General features: G+C 45.8%; 17 protein-coding genes. 9 read left to right on the plus strand and 8 right to left on the minus strand.

The features are described from left to right. Window positions 1–7: 7 nt before the first annotated feature. Entirely contained in the window at window positions 8–865 is an 858-nt protein-coding gene (locus tag ACFQZR_RS10475) for a MurR/RpiR family transcriptional regulator (protein WP_379345539.1), read from the minus strand. Window positions 866–1,942: 1,077 nt separating this feature from the next. Between ACFQZR_RS10475 and ACFQZR_RS10480 the strand changes: the two genes are divergently transcribed. From ACFQZR_RS10480 to ACFQZR_RS10495, 4 genes are all read left to right on the plus strand, one after another. Beyond that, window positions 1,943–2,401: a phage holin family protein gene (locus tag ACFQZR_RS10480; RefSeq protein ID WP_379345541.1), complete on the plus strand. Its 459-nt coding sequence runs from the start codon at window positions 1,943–1,945 to the stop codon at window positions 2,399–2,401. Between the two features lie 190 nt (window positions 2,402–2,591). Continuing rightward, window positions 2,592–3,032 (plus strand): ArpU family phage packaging/lysis transcriptional regulator, encoded by a 441-nt coding sequence (locus ACFQZR_RS10485; protein ID WP_379348796.1) that lies wholly within the window; start codon window positions 2,592–2,594, stop codon window positions 3,030–3,032. Next, window positions 3,017–3,199, plus strand: coding sequence for a hypothetical protein (locus ACFQZR_RS10490; protein ID WP_379345543.1), 183 nt, complete (start codon window positions 3,017–3,019; stop codon window positions 3,197–3,199). Before ACFQZR_RS10485 ends, ACFQZR_RS10490 begins: the two co-directional genes overlap by 16 nt. Before the next feature lie 15 nt (window positions 3,200–3,214). Beyond that, the gene (locus ACFQZR_RS10495) at window positions 3,215–3,439 is read left to right on the plus strand and encodes a helix-turn-helix domain-containing protein (RefSeq protein ID WP_379345545.1); all 225 of its coding nucleotides are present in this window, start codon (window positions 3,215–3,217) and stop codon (window positions 3,437–3,439) included. Window positions 3,440–3,513: 74 nt separating this feature from the next. On the opposite strand, the gene ACFQZR_RS10500 is transcribed toward ACFQZR_RS10495, so the two are convergent. From ACFQZR_RS10500 to ACFQZR_RS10520, 5 genes are all read right to left on the minus strand, one after another. Next, on the minus strand, window positions 3,514–3,765 hold the full coding sequence (locus ACFQZR_RS10500) for a YolD-like family protein (RefSeq protein ID WP_018756933.1): 252 nt from the start codon (window positions 3,763–3,765) through the stop codon (window positions 3,514–3,516). A gap of 156 nt (window positions 3,766–3,921) precedes the next feature. Continuing rightward, complete coding sequence (locus tag ACFQZR_RS10505) at window positions 3,922–6,159, minus strand: helix-turn-helix transcriptional regulator (RefSeq protein WP_379345547.1); 2,238 nt, start codon at window positions 6,157–6,159, stop codon at window positions 3,922–3,924. A gap of 100 nt (window positions 6,160–6,259) precedes the next feature. After that, complete coding sequence (locus ACFQZR_RS10510; RefSeq protein ID WP_379345549.1) at window positions 6,260–7,915, minus strand: extracellular solute-binding protein; 1,656 nt, start codon at window positions 7,913–7,915, stop codon at window positions 6,260–6,262. A 35-nt stretch (window positions 7,916–7,950) separates the two neighbouring features. Continuing rightward, the gene (locus ACFQZR_RS10515; protein ID WP_379345551.1) at window positions 7,951–8,862 is read right to left on the minus strand and encodes a carbohydrate ABC transporter permease; all 912 of its coding nucleotides are present in this window, start codon (window positions 8,860–8,862) and stop codon (window positions 7,951–7,953) included. An 11-nt stretch (window positions 8,863–8,873) separates the two neighbouring features. Continuing rightward, window positions 8,874–9,809 (minus strand): ABC transporter permease, encoded by a 936-nt coding sequence (locus tag ACFQZR_RS10520; protein ID WP_379345553.1) that lies wholly within the window; start codon window positions 9,807–9,809, stop codon window positions 8,874–8,876. Window positions 9,810–10,165: 356 nt separating this feature from the next. On the opposite strand from ACFQZR_RS10520, the gene ACFQZR_RS10525 reads away from it, so the two are divergent. After that, window positions 10,166–10,510: a hypothetical protein gene (locus ACFQZR_RS10525; protein ID WP_379345555.1), complete on the plus strand. Its 345-nt coding sequence runs from the start codon at window positions 10,166–10,168 to the stop codon at window positions 10,508–10,510. 339 nt (window positions 10,511–10,849) lie between these two features. On the opposite strand, the gene deoD is transcribed toward ACFQZR_RS10525, so the two are convergent. After that, a complete protein-coding gene (deoD, locus tag ACFQZR_RS10530; RefSeq protein WP_018756941.1) occupies window positions 10,850–11,566 on the minus strand; it encodes a purine-nucleoside phosphorylase in 717 nt (238 codons plus the stop codon). A gap of 192 nt (window positions 11,567–11,758) precedes the next feature. Continuing rightward, window positions 11,759–12,481, minus strand: a complete 723-nt coding sequence (locus tag ACFQZR_RS10535) for a Crp/Fnr family transcriptional regulator (RefSeq protein WP_379345558.1) — start codon at window positions 12,479–12,481, stop codon at window positions 11,759–11,761. 108 nt (window positions 12,482–12,589) lie between these two features. Between ACFQZR_RS10535 and deoB the strand changes: the two genes are divergently transcribed. The 4 genes from deoB to ACFQZR_RS10555 all read left to right on the plus strand — a co-directional run bounded on the left by deoB (window position 12,590) and on the right by ACFQZR_RS10555 (window position 17,632). Beyond that, window positions 12,590–13,756 (plus strand): phosphopentomutase, encoded by a 1,167-nt coding sequence (gene deoB, locus ACFQZR_RS10540; RefSeq protein WP_379345560.1) that lies wholly within the window; start codon window positions 12,590–12,592, stop codon window positions 13,754–13,756. A gap of 137 nt (window positions 13,757–13,893) precedes the next feature. Continuing rightward, a complete protein-coding gene (locus tag ACFQZR_RS10545; protein ID WP_379345562.1) occupies window positions 13,894–14,925 on the plus strand; it encodes a BMP family lipoprotein in 1,032 nt (343 codons plus the stop codon). A gap of 104 nt (window positions 14,926–15,029) precedes the next feature. After that, window positions 15,030–16,562, plus strand: a complete 1,533-nt coding sequence (locus tag ACFQZR_RS10550) for an ABC transporter ATP-binding protein (RefSeq protein ID WP_379345564.1) — start codon at window positions 15,030–15,032, stop codon at window positions 16,560–16,562. Beyond that, complete coding sequence (locus ACFQZR_RS10555; RefSeq protein WP_018756946.1) at window positions 16,559–17,632, plus strand: ABC transporter permease; 1,074 nt, start codon at window positions 16,559–16,561, stop codon at window positions 17,630–17,632. Before ACFQZR_RS10550 ends, ACFQZR_RS10555 begins: the two co-directional genes overlap by 4 nt. Window positions 17,633–17,634 lie beyond the last annotated feature (2 nt).

Below are 17,634 nucleotides of genomic sequence, written 5' to 3' on the forward strand. Positions count from 1 at the left end.
GTGGTAATTACCTCCCCTTATCATTGCGGTACTTCTGTACCATTTCATACGATCTTTCAATACGTGGAATGTAGCGTGTATACTGCTCGCTGACGAGACCTGAGAACAGGATATCAATGACATGCAGCTGTGCAATTCGGGATGCCATGTCGCCTCGGCGCATGCCTGCTTCCATCGTTGATGTGAACAATGGAATATCCGCCATGGTCGATACCGTAGAACTGCCGTATTTCGTTAATGAAATCGTCGTTGCCCCGTTTTCTTTGGCACATTTGAGTGCATCAATCGTCTCTTGTGTCTCACCGGAATGTGAGATCGCAATTGCGACATCTCCCGGTGTCAGGTTCGAAGCGGAGATGATCTGTAGATGTGAGTCTGCGCTGTATCGCGTTCTCTTGCCGACAAGCCCTAGCTTGTAGCACAAATCCTGTGCGACGATCCCCGATGTCGCCATGCCGTATACATCAACCAACTTCGCCTCTCGCAGCACATCTAATGCGCGTTCAAGTTGATGAAGATCTAGTAAACGTGTTGTATCAACGATGGAACGCAAATGATTGGCTTCGATGGCTGCAACCACACTTGCAAGCGGGTTGCCTGCGACAATATCTTTATACTCTTGCGCTTGTTCCTTCTGCGCGATGTCCGCGGCGAGTCGCATCTTGAAGTCTGGAAACCCGCGAAAATGCAAGGATTTACAGAACCTCGTTACCGTTGCTGCGCTCGTCGTAGATTGTTCCGCAAGCTCGGTAATGCCCATATTGACTACATTTCCCGGAAAGCTCAGGATGTAGTCGGCAAGCTTGCGTTCTTGCTGATGAAAGGTGTCAAGCTGCTGTTCAATGGCATTCAAAATGCTGGACAAAACTCGCACCCCTCTGTGTTCATGTGTGAAAAAGATTTTAATATTTTAACCATTAATCATGAAAATTATTTCAATACCATCATATATGATGGTTCTTTTTTTTTCAATAGAAAGGGTTGGATAAGATCATGTTTTTATCGTAAACAAGTCACATGCAATGTAAATAAATTGACAGATTATCAAAAAATATCGTGTTATTCGCCATTGGATAGATAGCGAGTAAAGGATAGGTGGAAAAAGTTGACTTGGCAGTCTATCTTTTTTGTGTTGAGGGTTCCCTATTCGGTGCTGTTATTCTCTGCTGCTACGGAAGCTATCATGGATTTAATCCACGAACATTTGGTGTTTTGACACTGTATGAGGGGCTATATTGGATCGTTGCAGGATAGAACACCGAAACATTACTTTTGGAGCCCATAATCACCAAAGTTATTGCAATTATCCAACATACATCATGTAAGTGCTGATATCGGAGGCTTATCTTGTACGAATTCCAATATAGAGGTGATTACCTGTTACCGTACAGAGGTGTCCAAAGAAAAGTCAAAGAAATAAAACAGATCAAAATAAGAACACTTGTTCTATTGTATGGTAAATTTATACCATAGAGATTCGAGAGGAAACACGGAACACCTAATCAAGTAGTCGATATGCAGTCCTAATAATGAAGGCTGTACGAACAAATGTAGGCATGGATCGGTGACAGCTCGAATCTCTTATTTTTTTCACGCTGAGGGGAGGCGGTAGATATGCGAACAAGGATCGAAGGAAATGAGGTGATGGACCCTGTTAACGACAATGAGCAGGGCATTGAAGCGTATTGCAAAAGACGGTTCGCCGGGGCTCGAAGAAGTCTATAAGCTTGAAGGCCAAGCAGAGCTTATTACGTCCCTACAAGCTGAAATGTGATGCCCATATCGCTGATGTTCACCTGAATTAGTAGAGTAGGACGATACTGCGCAATAACATAAGTTATTTTACACGATTATAAACACACCTTAAGCGCGCTCTCTAAGCAGGCGCTATTTTTATGCCCTTGGTACACCCGAGGGCATTTCATTTCAAAGGAGGGATGACATGATCGACAAAGCGTTGACGTTCATTTTTGGAGCCGTAGCAGCACCTGTATGTAACTTTTTCTATGGAGGTGGAACGATGTCGAGTGGGGTTATGGTTGCACTTGTTTTCTTTGTCCTACTAGATTGGATTACGGGTATTCGTGCCGCACAAAAAGACCGATTCTACGCCAGTAAATACGGGATCGACGGGGTATTCCGCACTTTTTTTATTCTATTATTGCCAGCAGGCGGGCATTTGCTCGATGAAGCTTTTCAAATGCCGGACATTTTGTTTGGTGCCATTTCGGTGGGTGTGCTGTATCGCAATTTGCAGTCGATGACAGCGAATGCGATTAGCGCTGGGTGGGGGAATTGGTTCCCGGAATGGATCATGACACGAATTACGGAGTGGGTGAGGAGTGAACTGGACAAGAAGACAGAACGGGCCGAGAGCCGAAAGGGGGAATCCAAATCATGAAAATCGTTATGTGGGACGCAGGGGCAAAGATCTTGTAGCAACAGGCTATAGACTGTGAGAGAAGCACATAGTCCTCTAGATTGCTACCGAAGCAACAAATCCATATCTCGAAAAAATAAGAACAAATGTTCCTAAAATGTGCTATAATGGTCTAACCAAGACGAACAAGGAGGGACCTCGATTGGAACCAATGATTATCCCTACGTTACAGGAATTGGACCGTAAACGAACGCAAGCCGCTGTCGATGACGCGCTGGAGAAGTATCGATTTTTCAAGACGATTACCTTCGAAGTTAGAGAGAGCAGTATAACGGCCTCCTACCAAGAGCGCCTTCATGGATCGACGAATCAGACAAGTGATAAGACGGCGAATATCGCGATTTATAATGTGGACGAGCCGGAGAAGCGTAAGCTATACTGTGAACGGATCGAGCAGATCATTGAACATTTGCCGCAGCGGGAGAAGCTGCTCATGACGGAGATGACGAAGAAGGATCGAGTCTATAACTACGTGGTATACAACCAGATTTTTGATCCTCCGATTAGTGAATATACGTTCTACAAGCTCAAATGGGAAGCGACGAAGAAGCTTGCCTATGCACTCAACATTCAGGTATGCAAGGGAAGTTAGGACGAGCGAACAAGGTTGATTGGTGGCATGATGGCGGCGTCTTGCGCGGATATTTCTGTGATGGACAGCCGCCTGAAGCGGGAGACAAGCTAACTAACGATTTTCTTGATCACAAGGAAGCCCCTGGATACCGCATTAATTCTACATACGTGCATTTCACCTCATAACGACAGACAATACTATTGAAGGGTAGCGACCATAAAACGAAATTTTTGTTGACGAATCGCGAGCGCGAAGTATTCGAGCTGTTGGTACAAGATAAAACAACGAGAGATATCGCAGGTCAATTATTTATCAGTGAGAAAACGGTGCGTAATCACATTTCCAACGTAATGCAGAAACTCAATGTAAAGGGTCGTTCGCAAGCGGTTGTCGAGTTGATCAAGCTTGGGGAGCTAAAAATTTAGTTGAGCTTGTTATGCTCTAATTGGCCTTCTTTGCCTTTGTTCCTTGGGGAACAAGGGTGGGAAGGTTCTTTGATTTAGTCCCTTGGGTAGTCAATTCTCATAATATCCATAAAGGGAACTTTTATTGTCTCGCTTCCTTGTTCAACATGAACTTTACTGGTTCTTGAATCTAAATGGACAATCTGTCCACGAGCTTGTTCTTCCCATCCCCATACCGTAAGTAAGACCTCTGATTTTTCATGAAAAGCTTCAGTAATTTGATTTCCTAACTCCTCTAACACAAATTCATCACGTGTTGGACGTTTTGGGATTTTTGTTTTTGCCATTATGTTTGTCCTCCTGATACAGTTCTAATTAGAATAGGTATCAATTGTATCATATTAAAAGATAAATAAGAGCCCCTCGCAATTGCAAAGGGCTCCTTCGCGTGCAGACATAGACAGTTATAGGGCACTATCTGTATCTAGTTCTCTAGTTCTGCCTCAAATCGCCATCTGCATATACTCATCCGGTTTAATCCCCTCATACCGGGTAAAAGCCCGCTTAAAGGAATATACATTCTCATACCCCACCCGAAGCGCGATCGCATCGATTGCGCATTTCTTCTCCCGAAGTAACTCTTTAGCCATTTCCATCCGCAATCGGCACAGATAATCATAGAAATTAATGCCGGTTACCTCTTTGAAAATCTTCGAAACGTTCGAGCTCGACATTTGGTACATCTCCGCTAGCATCTTCAATGAGACGTCGGCGCTCGTATAGTTGTCATTGACGTATTGCAGCAGTTTGCTGCCCACTTCCATCGTGGACGAGGTGTTCGAATACCGGTTCCGCTCGCAGATCAGCGTACCCACTTCATAGACATAACTCCACATCACGGTGGTGTTCCCCGCGTTTATCATGCTCGTGAATTGCTTGGCATAGATGCTCGTATCGAGATTGACCTCATGCAGCACGCGGAGCAACGTCTCCATCAACAAGGAGACAAGTCGAACAGTGCTGCTCTCCGACAGCTGCCGCCTTGCATTCTCGCTGCTGATCTCTTGCAGAATATGCATCGACGTATCCAAGTTGCCTACCTTGAGGTTATTAATCAGCTGAACCTCCCAATCGGTCGGATAGTAATAGTCGAGCTCATTCGGGACCGCCTCTTCCTGCATCGTACGAATATGGCCGCGCGAGAAGAGCAGATACTGCAATTGCTCATGCGCAGCGTAATAGGATTTGCTGATGCCGACCAGACCTTGCTCCACCGGGCCGTGCAGGACGTCCAGATGGAATCCGCTGTTCTGCGCAATTTCCGCAGTAATCTCAGAGGCGATGCGTTCGATTAGCCCATCGGCGCCAAAAGGCTGTCCCGCAGATACGATCAGCGCTTTATCGGCGTTGGTGATCTCGAAGAGCTCATAGTCAAGCTGCGCCTGCTTCATCACTTTCTCGACGACGAGCATGGTGATCATCTCGATTTTACGGATCATTGCCAGCTCGGTCACTTCGTGAATGGCGTGAAGGCTGACAAGCATCGTGCAATAGGACATGTCCTCCGTATAGCGGATGCCGAATTTAGCGAGTCCGTTGATCTGCGGATCTTCTGGGAAGTACCCCTTGAGCAGCCGAAGGAACATATTCGATCTGGCAGCGCTCTCGAACGCAAGCATCGACTGTTGAAGCTCTTGATTCTCATGCAGCAAGCGATCGATCGACTTCTCAATATAGTTGTATTCCGAACTGGCTCCGGCATCAGGCTTGACATCTTCATACCGATCGCCATCCGAGAGTTTGTTCAACAGGGCGCGAAGCGGGCGATAGGTGATGCGAGTTAATATGAAGGCTGAGCAGGTGCCGACGGCGATCGATATTAGAATGGCTAACAGCGAGCTGAATAAATTATGGATCCATACCCCGCTGCTGTCCGTATACGTGACAGCATATTGCCAATCGCTAGATTTCGAGGGCAGCGCTAGGGTATAACCTTTCTCACGAGTACTTTGCTCGCCGGATGATTGCTGTATCTGTTGATAGATGCTCGTTTGATGCGTTGTAATCGATAGTTCCTTAAACTCGCTTCCTGCAAATCGATGCATATAATCTGATAAGTAAGCGCTGTCAATAAAGAGTACTAAGACCGCCCGCGGCCGATTGACGACTTCTAAACTTTGAAGGACAGGGATGACGCGCTTAGGGCTATCCCATAGTTTCAAAGTGGTAGGCTGCATAATTTTGAAATCGTTATTGTCCATCACGGATTTCTGAATGGCCTGTTGTGTGTTTGGGTCAAATACGGTGACATACGAGAAGAAGTCTTCTGCTTGGAAGTTGCCGATGGAAGAGAGGATCCATTGCTTCTCAGGGAAGATGACCATGCCGAAGGAGAGAATGCCGATGGAATTGACATCATTGTCAAAATCTTTGCGGATCTCAATCATTTTCAATAAGTCGAATTCCTGGTCATATACGTTCGTATTTTGCATAAGCTTCTTCACCCAGGACTTGCTGCTCAACGTTTTGCCGAATTGTTTGAGCTCATTTAACTTGTTGTCGATGATATCTGCAATTCGCCTTGCATCCGACGCGTGTCTGTCATATTGCTGTCGCTGCTCCTCCACGATGTTCCGGTGTACGTTTATGCTGCTGAAGATGATGATTGGAATGATTAAGATGGCGGTATACGACAAAAATATTTTACGAAACGTACGGTTTCCGAACCTTTTCTTATGCAAATTGCATCCCTCCTCCGGCATAGAATCGAACTGAATGAATGAAGAAAATGGCAGTCCATCCCGATCACGTGAGGTCTGCCATTTTCCTTTTTTTGTAACCTTACTGGATGCTGTTGTACCTGTCAAGCAATTGTTGATCGATCTCAATCAATTGGTCGAGGCCAAGCTTCTTCAGTTCCGCAATATATTGATCCCAGTCGTCAAGCGATTTCTGACCTAAAGCGAGCTTAGTCGCAAGCTCTGAGGAGTAGGTATTCAGGTTGGTCAGGATTTTCGTCTTTGTCTCCAATTGCTTATCATCCGGAATCGCCAAGAAGTTATTGTTCATGTTGACATAATACGGCTTGTAGTTAAGTACTTGTAGTTCGTTATCCGCTTTATATTTCGGCGCACTGGAGAGCTCGAACTCCAGGTTGGAGAATTGCACGCGCGGGAAGACGGTATCGCCGAGCAGCATGTTGCCCGTCACCTGTTTGGTTTTCGCTTTTTCTTCCGCCGATCCGTTGTTTAGATATACTTTTGCACCGTTGCTCTCGACTTTATAGGTCTGTCCTTCAATACCCCAGAACATCAGATCCGCATATTTCTCCGAGTAGACCATATCGAAGAATTTAATAGCTGCCGCGGGGTCTTTGCAATCTTTTGTAATGGCATATTTATTGAAAATAAGGAAGTGAGGCTCCTGCTGCACCGCTGGCGTGATTCCCTCAACAGCCTTCAGCGGCATGAGCGGCAGGAATTCGCCTCCGCCTTTAATTGTCGGTTCTTGATAATTCTCGAGGTTATAATCGTGCAATGAAGCTACTTGATTATCCGTCATTTTCTGCTGATTCTGCTCACCTGTCGCTTCGATGAGGCTCGTATCGAGCACGCCTTCCTTCACGAGTCGCTGCATGTAGCGGAAGTAATCCTTCACGCCTTCTTGATACCATGGAGATACGATTTTCTTGTTCTCGACATCAACGGCTGTGATGCCCGAACCTAGCCCGAACCATTGGGCGATCGCACCGGTGAATTGACCTGGATAATTGTAGGCGAGCACCTCGTCCTGTTTGCCGTTGCCATTCGCATCAAGTTCTCTGAATTTCTTGAGTGTCTCTAGATATTCATCAGCCGTTGTCGGAACGGAGAGATTGAGCTTTTCAAGCCAATCTTTGCGGATGAGCATCGTAAGGGAGACCGGTGCCGGATCTTTGCCTTGGTAGGTCTTTTTGTGCAGATTGCTGAACCAGTACATTTTGCCGTCTGGAGAGGTCGTCGATTTTCTTGCGTAAGGGAACTCCTGGTCGTACATTTTCTTGATATTTCCGTTGCTGTACTTCTCGATGAGCGGGTTCAGGTCGAGCAGCACGCCTTGCTTCGCAAGGTTTAGCACGGTTGTATTATCCAGCTTCGAGATGTTCACGATATCAGGCAGATTGGACCCCGACGCCATTCTTGTCTTGAGCACCACTTCATATTGTTCTGCAGGGACAAATTCGTTGTCCAGCTCGAGTCCTTCATTCTTCAGCAGCTTGTCGATCTCGCCCCATACCGGATAGTTCTCGCGATCATCGTATTTAATATATTTGTTGATGCCGGCGGGTCCGAGCATTTTTAGTTTCGTAACCTTCTGTTCGGAAGAAGTGGTGCTGCCGTTGCCTTCCTGCTTCGTGCCGCTCGCGTCGTTATCGGTTTTGCTGCTGCAAGCAGCGACGGATCCAACGAGCAACACAGCCGTCAACCCGGATAGAAATGTTCTTTTCCAAAGCTTCATGGACGAATTCCCCCTATAATTAAATGTTTATGCTTCTATTCTTTTAATGAACCTAGCAGAGCGCCCTTGATGAAATATTTCTGAAAGAATGGATAGGTAAAAATAACGGGCAGCGTCGTAAAGACGATGATGGCATACTTCAATTGAATGTTCGATAACATGTTCTCTACGGCATTTCGGGTATCCTGGAGCGACAGTGTTTTCAAATCTACTGATTGCTGTACCACGACGCGGTATAGATACATCTGCAGCGGATGCAACTTCTCATTCGGCAGATACACGAGCGCATCGAACCAACTGTTCCAAATGGCGACGATCGAATAGATGGCAATGACCGCGATAATCGGTTTGGATATCGGCAGGACGACTCGGAACAGCATCTGCCAGTGTGAGGCACCGTCAATAAAGGCGGATTCTTTCAGCCCTTCCGGGATCGTCGAGAAGAACGTCCGAACGAGAATGATGTTCCAGATGCTCACCATGCCGGGAATGATGACGGCGAACATGGTGTTGTATAGCCCGAGCTGGTTCACGAGCAGGTACGATGGAATCAATCCGCCGGCGAAATACATCGGGATCAGGATGAACGCAACAACCCATTTGCGCCCGATCAGTCCGCGTACCGTCAGTGGATAAGCACCTAGCACGGCCATGAGACAATTCAAGAACGCTCCCGCGGATACATAGATTATCGTATTCGAGTAGGCCCACCACATTTTGGTGTCTCGGACAATCAGCTCATAGGATCCGAGAAAGAACCCTTTAGGGAACCAGAATACGTTCATAGCCGCGACTTCTTGAGGATTGCTGATAGACATGATGATGACGAAATAAAAAGGATACAGCGTAATAAAACAAATGATGAGCGCAATCACGAGCAAGACGACATCGACAACGACGGAACCTTGCCGAATCGTGTTCGGATTCCTCTTCAGCGAGGCGATCATCGAACTCCTCCTTACCATAGAGCGTAGTCAGAATATTTGCGGCTTAATGCATTGGCAACGTAGAGCAAAGAGAAATTGATGAGCGCGATGAACAAGCCGACCGCCGTCCCCAAGCTGAAATTGCCGCCCAGCAAGCCGTCACGGTATAAGTAAGTGCCGATGACATCGGCCGTCTCATAGACCATCGGATTATAGATGAGTAGAATAAACTCGCTGTTCGCTGACAATAAATTTCCAATTGCGAAGATCAGCAAAATGAAAATCGTCGGGCGAATGGAAGGCAGTGTAATATGGAGCATTTGCTTGAACCGGTTCGCACCGTCCATTTTGGCCGCTTCATATTGATGCGGATCGACGGAGGACATCGATGCGAGATAGAGAATGCTGCTCCAGCCAAAAGATTTCCAGATGCTCGTAATCGTATAGATGGCAGGAAAATAGCCTGGTTCCGTGTTCAGCGCAACCGTGGACTCGCTGCCGAACAGCTTCACCATCGCATTGATAATGCCGTCCGCATTAATGAAGGACAAGACCATGCCGGCAACGACAACGTTAGAAATAAAGTGAGGCAAGTAGCTTGCCGTCTGTACGAATTTCTTGAAAATACCGCTCTTCAGCTCATTAAGTAGAAGGGCGAATAGAATTGGCACCCAAAAGCCGAAGACAAGCGTGTATAAACTGAGTAAAAACGTGTTGCGCATCAGCCTTCCGAAATAAGGACCGTTAAAAAAATCAATAAAATGCTGCAGTCCAACCCAGTTAGCGCTTTCAAAAGAGAAGAAAGGTTTTCCCGGGTAATAATTCTGAAATGCGATGACGATCCCGTACATGGGAATATAGCTGAAAATAAAAATATGCAGTAGGACAGGCAGCATGATCAAATACAGCTGCATATTCTCACGTAAGCGAAAAGAGACACGCTTACCTGGCTGACGGATTGCTCTCATAACCTTCTCCTTTCACCGATCGATTGCGGCATTTCCGGGCCCGTTCTTCCGCATGGATTTATCATAATGGGGAATTTTAGGTGGCAGCAAGTAACATATTTTGAAATGCTGCGCAATATTTTCGGGCATGGCGAGGAGGTATGTAAAATGGTTCGAAAGTAAAAAAATGTATTCCGAAATCAAGAAATGTTTATTGCTTAAATGGATCCGCTGTTCATTTCGCTCACTTATAAATTCAAATTCAAAGGCGAAGACTAATCATCTTTACCATCGAAACGTGGTTGAATGTGGGAAAAGGGAGTACACTGAGGAATATCGAATATAGTCTTATCGTTAATCTAAAAGGAGATAAAAATATGAACATCAAGAATACCTTTGCCGTCGCGAAGGAAATGGAAGCACTAGCCGATGGATACAACGAGTTGGCCGCAAAAGAGGGAAATGAAGAAACACGTAACATCTATACCGAATTAACCTATCATTTGGACGAACTGCAATCCAAGCTGTTACAAATCTCGAATTACTATCCTGAAGGTAAAGTGGAGAAAGCTGTCGCGCTTACGAGAGAAGTAGAAGAGCTCCCGATAGGCAGCGAGCTTACCTTGTTGCATGCCTATGACAATGAGAATCTAGCGCTCGTCGAAGATGAGGGAATGGAGCTGTATTTGGTTCCGCTCGATGCCCTTGGAGGAGAAGAATAGATTCAGGATTCATTCTGTGAAAAAAGGGAGGCTACTATGTCTCACTATCTTAATCTAGTTATCATAATTGGACTACTAATAGGAGTAGGTTTTCTACTCCTAACAAGTCGAACTTCTAATAAGAAGTATACTAACGGTAAGTGGATCGGATATGCTCTCCTTGGAATGACAGTTATGCTTGTCATCGTGGCTATCCTGCAGCATTTCGATGAATCCGCGCATCGTGTCGGACACTAGTAGTGGAACAACTATCCTCCGAATGCAGCATTGGGAAAGTTCCAATATAATCAAAAAGCCCGAATCCAATTCGGGCCTTTTTCCATTCCAGTAATGCAATTATTAACCTTGAAGAATAGCTGTCTCAAGCGCTACCACGATCATGTCGTTGAACGTCGTTTGACGCTCTTCCGCAGAAGTTGCTTCATGCGTGATCAAGTGGTCACTTACCGTGAACATGCCAAGACCTTTGATCTTATGTTTCGCTGCCAATGTGTAGAGCGCCGCAGTCTCCATTTCAACTGCTAATACGCCGTATTGGCCAAGCTTCATCATCGTTTCTCTATTGTTATCTTCTGTGTAGAACACATCGGAAGACAGGATGTTACCTACGCGAAGGTTCAAGTTCTTTTGTTGTCCGATTTCGTAAGCTGTTTTGATGAGATCGAAATCAGCGATCGGTGCGAACGAGTACCCTGGGAAACGTGTATGGTTGATCGAAGAATCTGTACATACCGCTTGTGCGATGAGTACGTCACGGATCTTCACATCCTCTTGGATCGCGCCGCAAGTTCCGATACGGATAATTGTTTTCACGCCGTAATCTTGGATCAATTCTGTCGAGTAGATCGCGAACGATGGAACACCCATCCCGGAACCTTGAACAGTAATGGGTTTCCCTTTATACGTACCTGTATATCCTAACATGCCGCGTACTTCGCTATAGCATTTCGCATTTTCTAGGAACGTCTCTGCAATATATTTCGCGCGAAGCGGATCTCCTGGCATTAGAGCTACGGGTGCAATGTCACCTGGTTTTGCTGCTAAATGTACACTCATCGTAATAAAAGCCTCCTCCGTGAATTTCAAGCCATTTGTTTTGAAAACGTTTTACTTCACTACAGTAACATACCTCATTCAATATTTCCGTAACCCGTACCATTCCTTTTATGTGAACTAGATTACAAAAAAACCGTGCAGAGGTTAACTGAACTTCTTGACCATTAGACCTATAATCGAATTGTCACGAGGCTACGCATACCAGATGCGATGCTTCGGCGGGACGTGACCTACGGAATCACAAATGCTGCGAAGCTTGGCGAGATCCGTAATCGTAATCGTCTTTCGTTCAATCGAGATGATGCCCTCATCTTGGAAATCTTTCAACACTTTGGAGATGGACTCCCGCGTTACGCCAATCATATTGGCAATTACATGATGTGTGAGTTTGTAGTCAATAATGTAAGCGGATTCAGTTTCCGTTTCCATTCCAAGGTTGCAATACAGGTCGTAGATGAGGTTGGCAGCCTTCAGACGTGTATCTAGGAAAGAGATATATTGCGCTTTACGATTCAAAATTCGAACACTCTCCACGAGCAACCAATAAGCCCGGCGGAGTACGCTTGGATATTCATCCACGATTTTGAGAAAATCTTGCTTAGTAATAAACCACGTATGAACGGTTTCCATCGCCGCGATCGAGGCAATGCGGTAATCGTCATAATAGATAGCTTCAATCTCGCCGACGACGTGGCCGGGGAAGGCGACCCCATATATGATTTCCTTATCTTCTAATAAACTATACACTTTGATCGACCCTGAACGAATAATGAACACATCGCCATTCTGATCTTGTTCGTAGATGATGACTTGGTTTTTCCGGAATTGACGTTTCTTGAGCATCGGCATGATGCGTTCCACGCCCTCATCGGGCAAGTCTTGAAAAATGGTGATTTGTCTCAAATCGGTTATCATGGGTAGACCTCACTTTCGGGCGGTTTCATGGGATTCAACTTATTTATTGCAAGAGCCGAACATTTTTCCATGAAATATAGGCAAATATAACAACAGGAGTGGTTACTTATGACTTTCAAACGAATTACGACGATCGTATTAGACAGCGTTGGCATCGGCGAATTACCGGATGCTAATCAATTCGGGGATGTAGGATCCCATACTTTAGGGCATATCGCTGAGCGTGTGCCGACTATTCAATTACCGAACCTTCAGAAGCTAGGGTTAGGGAATATTGCTCCGATCGCTGCAATCCCGCCAGTTGAAGAGCCTCTTGCGATGTATGGTAAAATGGCAGAGACTTCTGTTGGCAAGGATACAATGACAGGTCACTGGGAGCTCATGGGCTTAAACGTTACGATTCCTTTCGAAGTGTATCCGAATGGATTCCCAGCAGAGTTGATTGAAGAATTCGAAAAACGTACAGGCCGTAAAGTGATCGGGAATAAACCAGCGTCCGGGACGGAAATCCTAGTCGAATACGGCGAAGAGCAAATGCGCACAGGCGCGTGGATTGTCTATACTTCAGCGGACAGCGTATTCCAATTGGCTGCACACGAAGACATTATTCCGCTCGATGAATTGTATCGCGCATGCGAAATTGCTCGAGAAATGACATTAACTGCTCCTTACGCAGTGGGACGTATCATTGCTAGACCTTATGTAGGAACACCGGGTAACTTCACCCGTACACCGAATCGTCATGACTATGCACTTAGCCCGTCTGGACCAACTGTTCTTAATGCATTGAAGGATCATGGACTTGATGTCATTGCTGTAGGTAAAATAAATGATATTTTCACAGGCGAAGGCATTACGGAGTACACTTCCACGAAGAGCAATGAGGATGGTATTCATAAAACAATTGAATATATGAAGAAAGATTTCCATGGCATGTTGTTCACGAATCTGGTTGATTTCGATTCCTTGTACGGACATCGTCGGGATCCAGCAGGTTATGCTGCATGTCTTGAAGAGTTCGATCGCTATGTGCCTGAGATCCTCTCCACCATGGGTGAAGATGACCTGTTAATCATAACAGCAGATCACGGAAATGACCCGATTCATCCGGGAACCGATCATACGCGTGAATACGTGCCGGTACTTGCATATAGTCCGAAGTTCCAAGGGAAGACAACGACGATTGGTGTTCGTTCGACTTTTGCCGACTTGGCAGCGACGATTGCAGCGAATTTCCAAGTATCCTTCGATACACACGGTAAAAGCTTCTTATAGTCATCCGATATATTGTTCTACTTGTTCATTATGACGGCGGGGCGGCGAAAATTCAACTTCCTTGAAGTACTGTTCTAGCCAAATGTCCCTGCTGTCAATGAAATATATAAAAAATAAGTCTTGGAGGGTCGATCTACATGAAAAAACGAATCAATCTTATGCTCGTTTTCGTCTTGATGGTGTCTATGGCATTAACAGCTTGTGGTGCGAAGAAGACGGAAGAAGGCGGCGCAGCTACGGGTGAAGCTCCTGGCGGCAAAAAATTGAAAGTCGGTATGGTTACTGACCTTGGTAGTGTGAATGACAAGTCCTTTAACCAGAACGCTTGGGAAGGTCTTCAGAAGTTGAAAGCTGACTTCGGTTATGATGTAAAATACTTGGAGCCTAAACAAGATTCCGACGTAGATCCAAGCTTGAACCAATTCGTAAAAGGCGGTTATGACCTAACTTGGGCAACAGCTTTTACACTCGATGATGCGGTAACAAGAATCGCAAAAGAAAATCCGAACGCGAAGCTTGGAATTATCGATTCCTCGATCGAAGTACCTAACGTAGCGGCTGTTTCGTTCAAAGAGCAAGAGGGAGCTTACTTGGTAGGGGTTATCGCAGGACTTATGACGAAGACGAACAAAATCGGCTTTGTTGGCGGGATGGAAATTCCTCCAATCCAACGTTTCTCAGCTGGTTTCCGTGAAGGGATCAAGGCTGTAAACCCAGATGCGAAATACATCGAGAACTACACGGGTCAATTTACACGTGCTGACATGGGTAAATCGGCAGCAGCTACCATGTACAACGACGGCGTGGACATTATTTTCCATGCATCCGGTTTGACAGGTAACGGCGTATTTAACGAAGCCAAAGAGCGTGTTGCTAAAGGTCAAAAAGTATGGGTTATTGGTGTAGATAAAGACCAATCCTTAACTTTCGGTGACGAAGTAACATTGACTTCGATGATCAAGAAAGTTGACGTTGCGGTATATGAAATCTCCAAACAACTTGCTGAAGGTAAATTCCCAGGCGGTAAAGTTACTCAAATGGGTCTAAAAGAAGATGGTGTAGGCATTGCTGATACATCGAGCAAGAATGTTCCGGCAGATGTATTGAAGAAAGTTGAAGAGTACAAAACAAAAATCATTAACGGTGAAATTAAGATTCCTGAGAAATAAACGATTTTTGTTGTGAACGAGAAGGCCATCCTTTGCAATCGTGCAGAGGATGGTCTCTAAGATTCATGATTTCTGGCAGTAGGTAGCAGGAAGGAGAACGTCTAATGGCGCAGGCTGAAACGGTGTTGGAGCTTAAGGGAATAACGAAGCGTTTTGGTGAAGTAGTTGCGAATGAGGATATAAGCTTTGCGCTTAAGCAGGGTGAGATTCACGCATTGCTCGGCGAGAATGGTGCGGGCAAGTCAACACTGATGAACATTGTATTTGGGCTATATCAGCCGACAGAAGGTTCGATTTGGGTAAGAAATCAAGAGGTACAGATGGATACGCCGAATAAGGCGATTGAACTGGGGATCGGGATGGTCCATCAGCATTTTAAATTGGTGCAACCGTTCACAGTAACGGAGAACATTATTCTTGGTATGGAGCCAAAAGCTGGCCTTGCCACAGATATGAAGAGCGCTTCCGCAAAAATACGACAATTATCGGAGCAGTATGGACTCAATGTCGATCCATCCGCAAAGATTGAGAATATTTCAGTAGGGATGCAGCAACGGGTTGAAATTTTGAAGACGCTTTATCGCGGTGCGGAGATTGTCATTCTAGATGAACCGACAGCCGTTCTCACGCCGCAAGAAATTACCGAGCTGCTCGCGATTATGAGACGCCTGGCAAGTGAAGGCAAATCGATTATTATCATTACGCATAAATTGAAAGAAATTATGGAAGTAGCGGACACATGTACGATCATCCGTCGTGGCCGCGTCATTGATTCGGTTGTTGTTAAAGAGTCAAGTCCGCAAGAGCTAGCCGAGAAGATGGTTGGTCGGGAAGTTCGATTCAAGACGGATAAAGAGAAAGCGCAACCACAGCAAGCGATGCTCTCGGTCAAAGATCTAAAGGTTCGTGGCGATAATGGACAAATGGCGGTTAACGGTCTATCCTTCCAAGTGCGCGCAGGTGAGATCGTCGGGATTGCAGGGGTAGATGGCAACGGTCAAGCGGAACTCATTGAGGCATTGACAGGTATGCGTCGTTCTGATTCAGGTGCTATTGAGCTTGATGGCGTCAATATTCTGAATAAATCACCGCGTATCGTTGGACAGTCCGGGATATCGCATATTCCGCAGGACCGACACAAACATGGTCTAGTTCTAGACTTTACGGTGCCTGAGAATTCCATTCTTCAAATTTATAATAAGCCTGAGATGAACAAAGGCGGATTGATGGATAGCAAAGCAGCGCAAACGCTTGCTGAGAAATACGTAAAATCCTTCGATATTCGGATTCCAGGGTATGATGTGCCGGTTCGGGCGATGTCCGGGGGGAATCAACAGAAGCTGATTATTGCAAGGGAAATTGACCGCCGTCCGAAGGTACTGATCGCGGCACAACCAACACGGGGATTGGATGTAGGTGCAATCGAGTTCGTGCACAAAGAGTTAATTGCAGAGCGCAACAACGGGAAGGGCGTATTGCTCGTATCGTTCGAGCTTGAAGAGATTATGAATGTAGCAGACCGCATTATTGTCTTATTCAATGGTCAAATTGTAGGGGAAACGTACCCAGATCAAACCAATGATCAAGAGCTCGGACTGATGATGGCAGGCAGACGACAAGGAGGGGATTCCAATTGAATAATGTACGTAAACTCCTTCGTTCCGATTCGATTTGGATTCCGGTCTTATCAATTATTATCGGGATTTTGATCGGCGCGATTGTCATGTTGGCCGGCGGCTACAACCCTATTCTCGCTTATCAATCCTTGATTGAGAAAATTTTCGGAAGTCCGTACGACATCGGTGAGACGCTTCGTCAAATCGTACCGCTCATCTTATCAGGTCTTGCTGTTGCCGTAGCTTTCCGCGGCGGTATGTTCAACATTGGGGTCGAGGGACAGATTGTGATGGGTTCACTTGGTGCCTTGATGGTCGGTAATATGTTAGATTTGCCGCCAATCCTTCACGGGATTGTAGCGATTCTTGTCGGCGCATTGTTCGGCGGAATCTGGGGCTCACTTGTTGCGATTTTCAAAGTTAAACGCGGCTTGAACGAGGTTATCTCCTGTATCATGTTGAACTGGATTGCCTTATACATTAGCCATATCGTAATTAAGACATTCATGGCGGAGATGGGAACTTCTCGTTCGCAGCCGATTCATGATTCGGCAAGTATTCAAATTGCTTGGTTGTCCGATCTATTCGGCGGCGCACGGATTCACTGGGGATTCTTCATCGTCATCTTCATGTTAATCGGGTACTACTACTATTTGAACCGTACAAAATGGGGCTATGAATTGCGTGCGGTTGGTTACAATAAGCATGCGGCTGAATATGCGGGGATGAACGTATCGAGCATTGCAATCCGTACATTCTTCATCTCGGGTGCGATTGGCGGATTGATCGGTACTTTCGAAATACTAGGCGTGTTCAAATACATGGCGATTGCACCGAATACGTCAGGTATCGGGTTCGATGGTATCGCGGTTGCATTGCTGGGTATGAACACTTCGGTAGGCGTACTCTTATCGGGTACATTGTTCGGAGCGCTCTACTATGGTGCGCAAGGGATGAGCTTCGGTGCGGATGTTCCGCCAGAAGTTATTCGAATGGTTATTAGTATTATTATCTTCTTCGCTGCAGCACCGGCCGCAATCCGGATGTTCTTGAAGATGTTCAGACGCAAACCGAAGCGGGAGGAGGGGTAGGA

The sequence above is a fragment of the Paenibacillus sp. GCM10027629 genome (assembly GCF_042676425.1).
In the GTDB taxonomy this organism is placed as follows: Bacteria; Bacillota; Bacilli; order Paenibacillales; family Paenibacillaceae; genus Paenibacillus_K; species Paenibacillus_K terrigena.

Bases quoted from the DNA above. Each gene is read 5' to 3' on its own strand.
- ACFQZR_RS10480 (WP_379345541.1), top strand. From the start codon at position 1,943: ATGATCGACAAAGCGTTGACGTTCATTTTTGGAGCCGTAGCAGCACCT.
- ACFQZR_RS10485 (WP_379348796.1), top strand. From the start codon at position 2,592: ATGATTATCCCTACGTTACAGGAATTGGACCGTAAACGAACGCAAGCC.
- ACFQZR_RS10490 (WP_379345543.1), top strand. From the start codon at position 3,017: ATGCAAGGGAAGTTAGGACGAGCGAACAAGGTTGATTGGTGGCATGAT.
- ACFQZR_RS10500 (WP_018756933.1), bottom strand. From the start codon at position 3,765: ATGGCAAAAACAAAAATCCCAAAACGTCCAACACGTGATGAATTTGTG.
- ACFQZR_RS10510 (WP_379345549.1), bottom strand. From the start codon at position 7,915: ATGAAGCTTTGGAAAAGAACATTTCTATCCGGGTTGACGGCTGTGTTG.
- ACFQZR_RS10515 (WP_379345551.1), bottom strand. From the start codon at position 8,862: ATGATCGCCTCGCTGAAGAGGAATCCGAACACGATTCGGCAAGGTTCC.
- ACFQZR_RS10520 (WP_379345553.1), bottom strand. From the start codon at position 9,809: ATGAGAGCAATCCGTCAGCCAGGTAAGCGTGTCTCTTTTCGCTTACGT.
- ACFQZR_RS10525 (WP_379345555.1), top strand. From the start codon at position 10,166: ATGAACATCAAGAATACCTTTGCCGTCGCGAAGGAAATGGAAGCACTA.
- deoD (WP_018756941.1), bottom strand. From the start codon at position 11,566: ATGAGTGTACATTTAGCAGCAAAACCAGGTGACATTGCACCCGTAGCT.
- ACFQZR_RS10535 (WP_379345558.1), bottom strand. From the start codon at position 12,481: ATGATAACCGATTTGAGACAAATCACCATTTTTCAAGACTTGCCCGAT.
- deoB (WP_379345560.1), top strand. From the start codon at position 12,590: ATGACTTTCAAACGAATTACGACGATCGTATTAGACAGCGTTGGCATC.
- ACFQZR_RS10545 (WP_379345562.1), top strand. From the start codon at position 13,894: ATGAAAAAACGAATCAATCTTATGCTCGTTTTCGTCTTGATGGTGTCT.
- ACFQZR_RS10550 (WP_379345564.1), top strand. From the start codon at position 15,030: ATGGCGCAGGCTGAAACGGTGTTGGAGCTTAAGGGAATAACGAAGCGT.